The sequence below is a fragment of the Enterobacter cloacae complex sp. Mu1197 genome, assembly GCF_040059225.1.
GTDB classification, from domain to species: Bacteria; Pseudomonadota; Gammaproteobacteria; order Enterobacterales; family Enterobacteriaceae; genus Enterobacter; species Enterobacter quasiroggenkampii.
This window is the reverse complement of the sequence record NZ_CP157375.1, coordinates 217,625-231,307: the sequence shown is the minus strand read 5'-3', so window position 1 is coordinate 231,307 and position 13,683 is coordinate 217,625. Positions and strand designations below refer to the sequence as shown.

Annotated in this window: 9 protein-coding genes; 3 read left to right on the top strand and 6 right to left on the bottom strand. The window is 52.6% G+C overall.

Features of this window, described 5'->3' with window-relative positions; all coding sequences use genetic code 11:
* Positions 1-125 precede the first annotated feature (125 nt).
* The 3 genes from ABFV38_RS01045 (at position 126) to ABFV38_RS01035 (ending at position 2,473) form a co-directional block, all read left to right on the top strand.
* Positions 126-1,667, top strand: a complete 1,542-nt coding sequence (locus ABFV38_RS01045) for a sensor domain-containing diguanylate cyclase (RefSeq protein WP_045909522.1) — start codon at positions 126-128, stop codon at positions 1,665-1,667.
* A 180-nt stretch (positions 1,668-1,847) separates the two neighbouring features.
* Complete coding sequence (locus tag ABFV38_RS01040) at positions 1,848-2,156, top strand: PTS sugar transporter subunit IIB (RefSeq protein WP_008503456.1); 309 nt, start codon at positions 1,848-1,850, stop codon at positions 2,154-2,156.
* Positions 2,156-2,473 carry a PTS lactose/cellobiose transporter subunit IIA gene (locus ABFV38_RS01035; protein ID WP_008503455.1) on the top strand — a complete coding sequence of 106 codons (318 nt, stop codon included), beginning with the start codon at positions 2,156-2,158 and terminating at the stop codon, positions 2,471-2,473. The genes ABFV38_RS01040 and ABFV38_RS01035 overlap by 1 nt, the downstream gene beginning before the upstream one ends.
* 57 nt (positions 2,474-2,530) lie before the next feature.
* On the opposite strand, the gene rpoC is transcribed toward ABFV38_RS01035, so the two are convergent.
* The 6 genes from rpoC to rplK all read right to left on the bottom strand — a co-directional run bounded on the left by rpoC (position 2,531) and on the right by rplK (position 13,536).
* Positions 2,531-6,754, bottom strand: a complete 4,224-nt coding sequence (rpoC, locus tag ABFV38_RS01030; RefSeq protein ID WP_045909523.1) for a DNA-directed RNA polymerase subunit beta' — start codon at positions 6,752-6,754, stop codon at positions 2,531-2,533.
* A gap of 76 nt (positions 6,755-6,830) precedes the next feature.
* Positions 6,831-10,859 (bottom strand): DNA-directed RNA polymerase subunit beta, encoded by a 4,029-nt coding sequence (gene rpoB / locus ABFV38_RS01025; protein ID WP_045909524.1) that lies wholly within the window; start codon positions 10,857-10,859, stop codon positions 6,831-6,833.
* Positions 10,860-11,178: 319 nt separating this feature from the next.
* Positions 11,179-11,544: a 50S ribosomal protein L7/L12 gene (gene rplL / locus ABFV38_RS01020; RefSeq protein WP_002445276.1), complete on the bottom strand. Its 366-nt coding sequence runs from the start codon at positions 11,542-11,544 to the stop codon at positions 11,179-11,181.
* A 66-nt stretch (positions 11,545-11,610) separates the two neighbouring features.
* Positions 11,611-12,108, bottom strand: coding sequence for a 50S ribosomal protein L10 (gene rplJ, locus ABFV38_RS01015; protein ID WP_003862338.1), 498 nt, complete (start codon positions 12,106-12,108; stop codon positions 11,611-11,613).
* Between the two features lie 291 nt (positions 12,109-12,399).
* Positions 12,400-13,104 (bottom strand): 50S ribosomal protein L1, encoded by a 705-nt coding sequence (gene rplA / locus ABFV38_RS01010; protein ID WP_006810530.1) that lies wholly within the window; start codon positions 13,102-13,104, stop codon positions 12,400-12,402.
* 3 nt (positions 13,105-13,107) lie between these two features.
* The gene (gene rplK, locus ABFV38_RS01005; RefSeq protein ID WP_008503452.1) at positions 13,108-13,536 is read right to left on the bottom strand and encodes a 50S ribosomal protein L11; all 429 of its coding nucleotides are present in this window, start codon (positions 13,534-13,536) and stop codon (positions 13,108-13,110) included.
* Between the last annotated feature and the right edge of the window lie 147 nt (positions 13,537-13,683).

Below are 13,683 nucleotides of genomic sequence, written 5' to 3'. Positions count from 1 at the left end.
TTAAGATAAATCATCCCGTCAGAAATCGTGTGCCGTATAATTCACCGCTAACCGCAGGACAGCGACTATGCTGAGAGGATATCGGCAGACGAAAAGTATTCACCATCAGGAACGATGTACAGCTCATGGCACTTCACAGCAAAAAGCTCTCTTTTACCCGGCCCATTATGCTCAGCTTCGCGGGGATCCTCTGCAGTTTTGCGGTGATCGCGATCGCGGTGACGCTTTCGCAACGGAAGGATTTTCTTGAGGATTATCATAAGATCAATAGCAACTTCACGCACAACCTGGCGGTGAACTACACCGAATCTATCCTGCGTGAAAACGACTATATCCTGGGCCGTTCCGCGATGTACTTTGCGCGCGACGACAGGCTAAACGAGACGCTCAACGTCAACCCGACGCAGGGGCTGCAGATGATGATGCATCTGCAGAACCTGATGCCGACCGTCTCCTCCATCTCGCTGGCGGACACGCAAGGGCATTATCTCCGCGCACCGGAAGTGCTCCCCACGGAGACGAGTAAAACCTTCGATCCCCGGACGCGACCGTGGTTTGTCGCTCAGGCGGAAGCCAGCATCTTCAGCCACTATACCCGTCCTTACATGGACTACTTCACCGGTCATCCGACGGTGACCCTTTATAAGCCTTTGATTTCGCCTGAAGGGAGACTGAAGGGAACGCTCGCTTTCCATCTCGATTTGACCTCCATGGGCTTCACCTTGCGCCAGATGGTGGCGCCCGTTCAGGGGGAATTCTTCGTCGTCGAACGCGATGGTGCCGTGGTGCTGCATCCGGATACCGGCGCGCTCTTCAAGCAGTATGTGAGCGAAGCGCTGATGGATAAAATGACCAGCGGCGAAGGTCATCTTTACGACAAGAAAAGCAACGCCTGGTATTACTACTATTCGTTTACCAACCCGGACTGGTTTGTCATCTACCGGGTATCCGGCGCGACGCTTACTGATATTACCCGCCACGAAACGACAATCGTTGGCTGGGGGTTTGCGCTGGCGGCCATCATCATCATTCTCTTCGGCTTATACCTCCGCCACGCCTCGCGTAGCGTGCTGATGCACATTATCAATGCCATCAAAACCGGCGATGTCAGCGAGGCGCCGCGCCTGGAAGCGATGCTGAGCCACACGATTCAGTCCAATAAAGAGCGCGAAATGGCGTATGTGCGCCAGGCCACCCACGATGCGCTGACGGGCTGTAAAAACCGCCGCGCGTTCGACAGCGATGTCGCAGAGCTGCTGAATACCCAGCAGCCTTTCGCGATGGCGCTGGTGGATATCGATAACTTCAAGTCAATTAACGACACGCTGGGTCACCTGACCGGTGATATCGTTCTGCGCAACGTGGCTCGGGAAGGGATCCAGATTATGCAGCCACATCATGTTTCGGTTTACCGTTATGGTGGAGAAGAGTTCGCGGTCATCTTCCAGGCTGAACAGATGTCTTCCGCGCTCTCCTTGCTGGAAGCGTGGCGTACCGCCGTTGAAAATCGCGTCTGGCGGGAAGAAAACCTGCGCGTTACGTTCAGCGGTGGTCTTGGGGAGTGGCATTTTGAACCGCTGGAACAATTCGTCGGAAGCGTTGATAACGCCCTCTACAGCGCCAAACAGCAGGGAAAAAACCGCATCGTTCGCACATCCATCAGCTAATCCTCTCTCCTTCACCCTGCCCGTTTCGACGGGCCGGGTACCCGCCAGTGTAAAATTGTAACCGGTTTCAGAAAATCGCCTGTTTCTTTGTGATGCCTGACACACAATCGCGGTAAAGCGGTTGTTGAAGCGGTCTGCACGGGATAATTATCAATAAACACATGTAGATCGAGGCTGATTATGAAGAACATCGTTTTATGCTGTGCAGCGGGAATGTCAACCAGCATGCTGGTTCAACGTATGAAAGACGCCGCGCAGAAAAAAGGGGTTGAAGTCACCATTAAAGCCGTTCCGGTTGCGGAGTTTAAAGACAACATCGCGACGGCCGACATCGTATTACTGGGGCCACAGGTTAAATACGAGCAGGCTAAATTACAGGCGCAGGCCGACCCGTTAGGTAAAAAGGTCGCGGTGATCGACATGATGGATTACGGCATGATGAAAGGTGATGCCGTACTGGATAAAGCGCTCAAACTTCTGGAGTCATAATGGAAGACTTAGAAACCACGATTATGGAACTGCTTGTTAACGCAGGTGCAGCGCGCAGTGCGGCCCTGACGGCGTTGCAGATGGCGCGTAAAGGTGAGTTTGACGAAGCTGAAAAAGCGATGGAAGAGTCGCGTGAATATGTGAAGCATGCGCACACCATACAGACGCAGCTTATTGGTCTTGATGAGGGGACCGGGAAACTTCCGGTTAACCTGATCACCGTCCACTCTCAGGATCACCTGATGAACGCCATGGTCATTCAGGACCTGGCAGGCGATATGATTGAGCTTTATCGCCGGATCCCGTTAGTGAATTGAAAACATGCAGATGTAAAAAAACCCGCCGAGGCGGGTTTTTTATTAGCGGCTCAACGATTACTCGTTGTCGGAACCACCCAGACCTGCGTTCAGCAGTTCTGCCAGGCTCGCGGATGCATCTTCAGCAGTCACCTGCGGTGCAGCTGGCAGTTCGCCCGCAGCACGACGACGCATACGATCCTGATGGTACGCATAACCGGTACCAGCCGGGATCAGACGACCCACGATAACGTTCTCTTTCAGACCGCGCAGTTCATCACGTTTACCTGCAACAGCGGCTTCGGTCAGGACACGAGTCGTTTCCTGGAACGATGCTGCAGAGATGAAGGACTCGGTTGCCAGAGACGCTTTGGTGATACCCAGCAGATCGCGCGAGAAGGTCGCACCGATTTTGCCGTTCGCTTCCAGTTCGCGGTTAGCGATCTTGACGCGTGAGTATTCAACCTGCTCGCCTTCCAGGAACTCGGAGCTGCCCGCGTTTTCGATGGTTGCTTTACGCAGCATCTGACGAACGATAACTTCAATGTGCTTATCGTTAATCTTAACGCCCTGCAGACGGTAAACGTCCTGTACTTCGTTGGTGATGTAACGCGTTACCGCGTGTACGCCACGAAGACGCAGAATGTCGTGCGGTGCTTCTGGACCATCGGAAACCACGTCACCACGTTCTACACGTTCACCTTCGAACACGTTGAGCTGACGCCACTTAGGAATCATCTCTTCGTACGGTTCGCTGCCATCTACTGGTGTGATAACCAGACGGCGTTTACCTTTGGTCTCTTTACCGAAGGAGATGATACCGCTGATTTCAGCCAGGATTGCAGGCTCTTTCGGACGACGCGCTTCGAACAGGTCCGCAACGCGTGGCAGACCACCGGTGATGTCCTTGGTACCGCCGGATTCCTGAGGAATACGCGCCAGGGTGTCACCAGAGCTGATCTGTACGCCATCTTCCAGCTGTACAATCGCTTTACCCGGCAGGAAGTACTGCGCAGGCATATCGGTACCAGGGATCAGAACGTCGTTACCCTGAGCATCAACGATTTTCAGTGCAGGACGCAGATCTTTACCACCGGTAGTACGTTCAGCAGAATCCAGAACCACCAGAGAAGACAGACCGGTCAGCTCGTCGGTCTGACGAGTAATGGTCTGGCCGTCAATCATGTCAGTGAAGCGGATGAAACCACTTACTTCGGTGATAACCGGCATGGTGTGTGGATCCCAGTTTGCAACGGTTTCACCGCCGGCAACCTGCTCGCCATCACCTTTCGCCATAACCGCACCGTAAGGCACTTTATAGCTCTCTTTGGTACGACCGAATTCGTCGATCAGCTTCAGCTCGGTGTTACGGGAAGTGATGACCAGTTTACCGCTGGAGTTCACAACCGACTTCGCGTTGCTGAGCTTGATGCTACCTTTGTTTTTCACCTGGATGCTGGATTCAGCAGCCGCACGAGATGCCGCACCACCGATGTGGAACGTACGCATCGTCAGCTGTGTACCCGGCTCACCGATGGACTGTGCCGCGATAACGCCGATGGCTTCACCTTTGTTGATGATGTGGCCACGCGCCAGGTCACGACCGTAGCAGTGCGCACATACACCAAAGTCGGTGTCACAGGATACAACGGAACGGACTTTCACGGAGTCAACAGAGTTCGCTTCCAGCAGGTCACACCAGTGCTCGTGCAGCAGCGTGTTGCGTGGAACCAGAATGTCTGCCGTACCCGGCTTCAGAATGTCTTCCGCGGTTACACGACCCAGAACGCGATCGCGCAGTGGCTCTTTAACATCACCACCCTCGATAACCGGGGTCATGGTGATACCTTCGAGGGTGCCACAATCGTCTTCGGTCACAACCAGGTCCTGCGCAACGTCAACCAGACGACGCGTCAGATAACCGGAGTTCGCTGTTTTCAGTGCGGTATCCGCCAGACCTTTACGCGCACCGTGCGTGGAGATGAAGTACTGGAGTACGTTCAGACCTTCACGGAAGTTCGCGGTGATTGGCGTTTCGATGATGGAGCCATCTGGCTTCGCCATCAGACCACGCATACCTGCCAGCTGACGAATCTGTGCTGCAGAACCACGCGCACCGGAGTCGGCCATCATGTAGATGCTGTTGAAGGAAACCTGCTGCTCTTCTACGCCGTCACGGTTAATCACGGTTTCGGTCTGCAGGTTATCCATCATCGCTTTGGATACACGATCGTTCGCCGCGGCCCAGATATCGATAACTTTGTTATAGCGTTCGCCCGCGGTAACCAGACCAGACTGGAACTGCTCCTGGATCTCAGCAACTTCAGCTTCCGCTTCAGAGATGATCTCGTGTTTCTTCTCTGGGATGACCATGTCATCGATACCAACAGATGCACCTGAACGCGCTGCATACGCAAAGCCGGTGTACATTGTCTGGTCAGCGAAGATAACGGTCGGCTTCAGACCCAGAATGCGGTAACAGGTGTTCAGCATTTTGGAGATCGCTTTCTTGCCCAGCGCCTGGTTGACGATGGAGAAAGGCAGACCTTTCGGTACGATCATCCACAGAATGGCACGGCCAACGGTCGTGTCTTTCAGGCTGGTTTTCGCAACGAATTCGCCGTTTGCATCTTTTTCGTATTCGGTGATACGCACTTTAACGCGCGCATGCAGAGAGGCCAGGCCAGCGCGATAAATACGCTCAGCTTCTTTCGGGCCAGTCAGCACCATGCCTTCGCCTTTGGCGTTAACACAGTCACGGGTCATGTAGTACAGACCCAGTACAACGTCCTGAGAAGGAACAATGATTGGCTCACCGTTCGCTGGAGACAGGATGTTGTTGGTAGACATCATCAGCGCACGCGCTTCGAGCTGGGCTTCCAGCGTCAGCGGTACGTGAACAGCCATCTGGTCACCATCGAAGTCGGCGTTATATGCCGCACAAACCAGCGGGTGCAGCTGGATAGCTTTACCTTCGATCAGGACCGGCTCAAATGCCTGGATACCCAGACGGTGCAGGGTTGGTGCACGGTTCAGCAGTACCGGGTGTTCGCGGATCACTTCGTCCAGGATATCCCAAACGACAGCTTCTTCACGCTCAACCATTTTCTTCGCGGCTTTGATGGTGGTGGCCAGGCCACGCAGTTCCAGCTTGCCGTAGATGAATGGTTTGAACAGCTCCAGTGCCATTTTCTTCGGCAGACCGCACTGATGCAGACGCAGGTATGGACCTACGGTGATTACAGAACGACCGGAGTAGTCAACACGCTTACCGAGCAGGTTCTGACGGAAACGACCCTGTTTACCTTTGATCATGTCGGCCAAAGATTTCAGAGGACGTTTGTTAGAACCGGTGATCGCACGACCACGACGACCGTTATCCAGCAGGGCATCTACCGCTTCCTGCAGCATACGTTTTTCGTTGCGTACGATGATGTCCGGCGCAGCCAGATCCAGCAGACGTTTCAGACGGTTGTTACGGTTGATCACGCGACGATACAGATCGTTCAGATCGGACGTTGCGAAACGACCACCATCCAGCGGAACCAGTGGACGCAGATCTGGTGGCAGAACCGGCAGAACGGTCAGGATCATCCACTCTGGCTTGTTACCAGACTGAACGAACGCTTCCAGCAGTTTGATACGCTTGGTCAGCTTTTTACGCTTGGTTTCGGAGTTGGTTTCGTTCAGCTCTTCACGCAGCTGCTCGCACTCTTGCTCCAGATCCATGCTCTTCAGCAGGGCCTGAATAGCTTCCGCACCCATCTTCGCGTCGAATTCGTCACCGAACTCTTCCAGCGCGTCCAGATACTGCTCTTCAGTCAGGATCTGATGACGTTCCAGGTTCGTCATCCCGCCTTCAATAACCACATAAGATTCGAAGTACAGAACACGTTCGATATCACGCAGCGGCATATCCAGCAGCAGACCGATACGGGACGGCAGTGATTTCAGGAACCAGATGTGAGCAGTCGGAGACGCCAGCTCGATGTGGCCCATACGCTCACGGCGTACTTTGGTCTGGGTCACTTCAACGCCGCACTTCTCACAGATCACACCACGGTGTTTCAGGCGCTTGTACTTACCGCACAGGCACTCGTAGTCTTTTACTGGCCCGAAAATACGCGCACAGAAAAGGCCGTCACGCTCAGGTTTGAACGTACGGTAGTTGATGGTTTCCGGCTTTTTAACTTCACCGAAAGACCATGAACGGATCATGTCTGGCGAAGCCAGAGCAATTTTGATCGCATCAAACTCTTCGGTTTTAGTCTGCGCTTTCAGAAACTTTAATAAATCTTTCACGGATTTGCTCCCGTCGGAGTTAGCACAATCCGGTGCCGGGGATTAACCCGGCACCAGTGACCTGTTTGAGCGAGAATTACTCGTCTTCCAGTTCGATGTTGATACCCAGCGAACGAATCTCTTTCAACAGTACGTTGAAGGATTCTGGCATGCCCGGTTCCATCTGATGGTTGCCGTCCACGATGTTTTTATACATCTTGGTACGACCGTTCACGTCATCAGACTTAACGGTGAGCATTTCCTGCAGGGTGTATGCCGCGCCGTATGCTTCCAGCGCCCACACTTCCATCTCCCCGAAGCGCTGACCACCGAACTGTGCCTTACCACCCAGCGGCTGCTGAGTAACCAGGCTGTAAGAACCGGTAGAACGAGCGTGCATCTTGTCGTCGACCAGGTGGTTCAGTTTCAGCATGTACATGTAACCTACGGTTACCGGACGTTCGAACTGTTCACCGGTACGGCCGTCAAACAGCGTAATCTGACCAGACGTTGGCAGACCACCCAGTTGCAGCAGCTCTTTAATTTCAGCTTCTTTTGCACCGTCGAATACCGGCGTTGCAATTGGCATACCTTTGCGCAGGTTCTCTGCCAGACGCAGCACTTCTTCATCGCTGAAGGTGTTCAGGTCGACTTTCTGACGCACGTCGGTACCCAGATCGTAGGCACGCTGGATGAATTCGCGCAGTTTCGCGACTTCCTGCTGCTGTTTCAGCATGGCGTTAATCTTGTCGCCGATGCCTTTCGCAGCCATACCCAGGTGAGTTTCCAGGATCTGACCAATGTTCATACGAGACGGTACGCCCAGTGGGTTCAGTACGATATCTACCGGCGTACCGTTAGCATCGTGCGGCATATCTTCGATCGGGTTGATCTTAGAGATAACACCCTTGTTACCGTGACGACCTGCCATCTTATCACCAGGCTGGATCTGACGTTTAACAGCCAGATACACCTTAACAATCTTCAGCACGCCTGGTGCCAGATCGTCGCCCTGAGTGATTTTGCGGCGTTTCGCTTCGAGTTTTTTCTCGAACTCGTGTTTCAGTTCGTCATACTGCTCAGCCAGCTGTTCCAGCTGATTTTGTTTCTCTTCGTCGGTCAGGCCCAGTTCCAGCCAGCGATCGCGTGGCAGTTTGTCGAGCTTCTCAGCTTCAACGCCACCGGCAACCAGCACCGCATAGATACGGCTGAACAGACCCGCTTCGAGGATCTGCAGTTCTTCAGACAGGTCTTTCTTAGCCTGTTTGAGCTGCATCTCTTCGATTTCCAGCGCACGCTTATCTTTCTCAACGCCGTCACGAGTGAAGACCTGAACGTCGATAACCGTACCGGAAACACCGTTTGGTACGCGCAGAGAAGAGTCTTTAACGTCAGACGCTTTCTCACCGAAGATGGCACGCAGCAGTTTCTCTTCTGGCGTCAGCTGGGTTTCACCTTTAGGCGTAACCTTACCTACCAGAATGTCGCCGCCGGTCACTTCCGCACCGATGTAAACGATACCGGATTCATCCAGTTTGGAGAGCGCAGCTTCACCCACGTTAGGGATGTCAGCGGTGATCTCTTCTGGCCCCAGCTTGGTGTCACGGGACACACATGCCAGTTCCTGAATGTGGATGGTGGTGAAACGATCTTCCTGAACCACACGCTCGGAGACGAGGATGGAGTCTTCGAAGTTGTAACCGTTCCACGGCATGAACGCTACGCGCATGTTCTGACCGAGCGCCAGTTCACCGAGGTCGGTGGACGGACCGTCTGCCAGCACGTCGCCGCGCTCAACTGGCTCACCCAGAGATACGCAAGGCATCTGGTTGATACAGGTGTTCTGGTTAGAACGGGTGTATTTGGTCAGGTTATAAATGTCGATACCTGCTTCGCCCGGATACATCTCGTCTTCGTTAACTTTGATAACGATACGGGATGCGTCGACGTACTGAACGGTACCGCCACGCTTAGCAACTGCAGTAACACCGGAGTCAACGGCAACAGCACGTTCCATACCGGTACCAACCAGCGGCTTATCAGCGCGCAGAGTTGGAACGGCCTGACGTTGCATGTTCGCACCCATCAATGCACGGTTGGCGTCATCGTGTTCCAGGAACGGGATCAGGGACGCACCGACGGATACCACCTGCTGGGTGGATACGTCCATGTAGTCAACCTGGTCGCGGCTGAACAAGCTGGATTCGCCTTTGCTACGGCAGGTCACCAGATCTTCTACAAAGTGGCCTTCGTCATCCAGGTTGGAGTTCGCCTGAGCGATAACGTAGTTGCCTTCTTCGATAGCAGACAGGTAGTGAATTTCGTCGGTTACAACACCGTCAGTCACTTTACGGTACGGCGTCTCAAGGAAACCGTATTCGTTCGTCTGTGCGTACACGGACAGGGAGTTGATCAGACCGATGTTTGGACCTTCAGGCGTTTCGATTGGACATACGCGACCGTAGTGCGTCGGGTGTACGTCTCGAACTTCAAAGCCTGCACGTTCACGGGTCAGACCGCCTGGGCCGAGTGCAGAGATACGACGTTTGTGCGTAATCTCAGACAGCGGGTTGTTCTGGTCCATGAACTGAGACAGCTGGCTGGAACCAAAGAACTCTTTCACTGCTGCAGAAATCGGCTTGGCGTTGATCATATCCTGAGGCATCAGGGTATCCAGATCGCCCAGAGACAGACGCTCTTTCACCGCACGCTCTACACGCACCAGGCCAACGCGGAACTGGTTTTCCGCCATTTCACCGACGGAACGGATACGACGGTTGCCGAGGTGGTCGATATCGTCCACTTCGCCTTTACCGTTACGGATATCGATGAGCTTCTTCATCACTTCGATGATGTCGTCTTTGCTCAGGATACCGGAACCTTCAATTTCGTCGCGCAGCAGAGAACGGTTGAACTTCATACGACCAACCGCAGACAGATCGTAGCGGTCTTCGGAGAAGAACAGATTCTCGAACAGGCTTTCCGCCGCTTCGCGAGTTGGTGGCTCACCAGGACGCATCATGCGGTAGATTTCAACCAGCGCACTCAGACGATCGGTCGTTGGGTCGACGCGTACAGTCTCAGAGATGTACGGACCGTGGTCCAGATCGTTGGTGAACAGCGTTTCGATACGTTTGTGGCCAGCCTGACTCAGCTTAGCCAGCAGATCCAGGCTCAGCTCCATGTTCGCCGGGCAAATCAGCTCGCCAGTTGATTCATCAACGTAATCTTTCGCGGCTACTTTTCCTGCAATGTATTCAACCGGAACTTCGATGTGTTTGATATCATCTTTTTCCAGCTGGCGGATGTGGCGCGCGGTGATACGGCGACCTTTTTCCACATACACTTTGCCGTCGGCTTCGATGTCGAACGACGCGGTCTCACCACGCAGACGTTCCGGCACCAGCTCCATCTGCAGCTTGTTGTCGCGGATTTCAAAGATCACTTTCTCAAAGAACAGGTCCAGGATCTGCTCAGTGGTATAGTTCAGTGCACGCAGAATGATGGTTGCAGGCAGTTTACGACGACGGTCGATACGGACAAACAGGTTGTCTTTTGGATCGAACTCGAAGTCCAGCCAGGAACCACGGTAAGGAATGATGCGTGCGTTATACAGTACTTTACCGGAAGAGTGTGTTTTACCTTTATCGCTGTCGAAGAAGACGCCCGGGCTACGATGCAGCTGGGAAACGATAACACGCTCAGTACCGTTGATAACGAAAGTACCGTTGTCAGTCATGAGTGGAATTTCACCCATGTAGACTTCTTGTTCTTTAATGTCTTTTACGGTGCCTTCCGGCGCTTCGCGCTCGTAGATCACCAGACGCAGTTTTACGCGCAGCGGTGCGGAATAGGTCACGCCACGGATCTGACATTCCTGAACGTCAAACACCGGTTCGCCAAGGCGGTAGCTGACGTACTGCAGCTCGGAGTTACCGCTGTAGCTCTGAATCGGGAACACGGAGCGGAAGGCTGCTTCCAGACCGTACTGCCCTTCAGGATCTTGCTCGATAAACTTCTGGAACGAGTCAAGCTGGATAGAAAGGAGATATGGAATGTCCAGAACTTGTGGACGTTTACCAAAATCCTTACGAATACGTTTTTTCTCGGTATAGGAGTAAACCATAGGGTTCCTCAGCTCGCTGACAAGTCGACCCATCTGTCCGACGAAGGGACAGTTTGTGCAACACCATTTTGTGGACCGGAAAATTGAATACTTTCCGCAATACCTGTTGCTATCACGCTTAAATCATTTCGTCGCGATTTACACAGAGCGAGCACCCTGTCGCAATATATTAAGTCGTCGATAGAAACATGCATTGTCAGGACAATCAGCAGTCAAACAGTGTGAAATGCTACTGATGCCTTACAGCGCAAAAAGGCTGGTGACTAAAAAGTCACCAGCCATCAGCCTAATGACTTAGGCTGCAACCAGAAAAGTTGGCTTATTTAACTTCAACTTCAGCGCCAGCTTCTTCCAGAGATTTTTTCAGTGCTTCTGCGTCGTCTTTGCTCACGCCTTCTTTCAGCGCAGCTGGAGCAGATTCTACCAGGTCTTTAGCTTCTTTCAGACCCAGGCCAGTTGCGCCACGTACTGCTTTGATAACAGCAACTTTGTTCGCGCCAGCAGCTTTCAGAATTACGTCGAATTCAGTTTTTTCTTCAGCAGCTTCAGCCGGGCCCGCAGCTACAGCTACAGCAGCAGCAGCAGAAACACCGAATTTTTCTTCCATTGCAGAAACCAGCTCTACAACGTCCATTACGGACATAGCTGCTACTGCTTCAATGATTTGATCTTTAGTGATAGACATTTAAATTGTTCCTGAAAATCAGAATAAGTTTATACGTAAGCAAATGCTTTATAAAGATAACTGCGATTAAGCAGCTTCTTTCGCATCGCGTACAGCAGCCAGAGTGCGAACCAGTTTGCCAGCCGCAGCTTCTTTCATGGTTGCCATCAGGCGTGCAATTGCTTCTTCGTAGGTCGGCAGGGTTGCCAGGCGATCGATTTGCGATGCCGGGATCAACTCACCTTCAAAGGCTGCAGCTTTGACCTCAAATTTTGCATTCGCTTTCGCGAACTCTTTGAACAGACGAGCAGCAGCGCCCGGGTGTTCCATAGAGTATGCAATCAGGGTCGGACCAACAAACGTGTCTTTCAGGCACTCGAACTGAGTACCTTCAACTACGCGGCGCAGCAGGGTGTTACGAACAACACGCATGTATACGCCAGCTTCACGACCTGCTTTACGCAGTTCAGTCATTTTGTCTACAGTAACGCCACGGGAATCCGCAACTACTGCAGACAGCGCGCCTTTGGCTACTTCGCTGACTTCAGCAACAATCGCTTGTTTGTCTTGAAGATTTAAAGCCATTAGCTTTGCTCCTGGATGTTTGCCGGAACTCATGTTCCGGAACTCACTTCACTCTTCCCAACGGAAAGAGCGTCTTAATACGGTGAGCAGAAACAAGCCAGAGTATCCAAAAATAATCTTAGCGTTCTGTCACCGTCTACGCAGGGGATTAAGTCTCTTGCGAAACACCTGCGGTCTTCGACGGAGGCCTGGATTAGGCCAGGCTCCAACGAACAAATCTTTTAGCCGCTAACTTTTGTTAGCAAACGTGGGGGTAAGATTGTAGACAAAATCACCGCCCACGTAAAGGCATTAGTTTGCAGCAGCGCTCAGGCCAGCCTGGTCAACTGCAACACCTGCACCCATGGTGGTGGAGATGCTAACTTTCTTGATGTACACGCCTTTCGCCTGAGTTGGTTTTGCTTTTTTCAGCGCAACCAGCAGAGCTTCCAGGTTTTCTTTCAGTTTGTCAGCGTCAAAGTCCACTTTACCGATGGTGGTGTGGATGATGCCGTTTTTGTCGTTACGATAACGAACCTGACCTGCTTTAGCGTTCTTAACCGCTTCAGCAACGTTAGGCGTTACAGTACCCACTTTCGGGTTTGGCATCAGGCCGCGTGGACCCAGAACCTGGCCCAGCTGGCCAACAACGCGCATTGCATCTGGAGAAGCAATAACAACGTCAAAGTTCATTTCGCCTTTCTTGATCTGATCAGCCAGATCTTCCATACCTACCAGTTCAGCGCCGGCAGCTTTAGCAGCTTCAGCGTTTGCACCCTGAGCAAATACAGCTACACGTACGGAACGGCCAGTACCGTGTGGCAGTACAGTTGCGCCACGAACGTTCTGATCAGATTTACGCGCGTCGATGCCCAGGTTAACGGCAACGTCAACGCTTTCAACGAACTTAGCAGTTGCCAGTTCTTTCAGCAGAGCGATAGCTTCGTTGATGTCGTACTGTTTGGTCGCATCAACTTTGTCACGGATCACGGACATGCGCTTGGTCAGTTTAGCCATTTCTTAGTCCTCCACTACCAGGCCCATGGAACGTGCAGTACCTTCGATTGAGCGAGTCATCGCTTCAATGTCGGCACCAGTCATGTCGGCAGCTTTGGTCTGCGCGATTTCCTGCAGCTGAGCGCGGGAAATTTTACCCACTTTGTCTTTGTTCGGTTTACCGGAACCAGACTTGATACCAGCCGCTTTCTTCAGCAGAACTGCTGCTGGAGGGGTTTTGGTAACGAAAGTGAAAGAACGGTCAGCGTAAACAGTGATTACGACTGGGATTGGCAGACCTTTTTCCAGGGATTCAGTTTTTGCGTTGAACGCTTTACAGAATTCCATGATGTTCACACCCTGCTGACCCAGAGCTGGACCAACTGGTGGACTTGGGTTCGCCATACCAGCTGCAACCTGCAGCTTGACGTAGGCTTGTACTTTCTTAGCCATTCTAAAATCCTCTGATTGGGTAATAGCGCCTCAGCGAGGCTCCCCGTGAATAAAATTCGTTTTACGGGCCGGGCCCATAAAAACAAAAGGCGCGAAATTGTATTCCAATCTCGCGCCCTGTGCAACGATTAAATCGTCGCTTTTTTG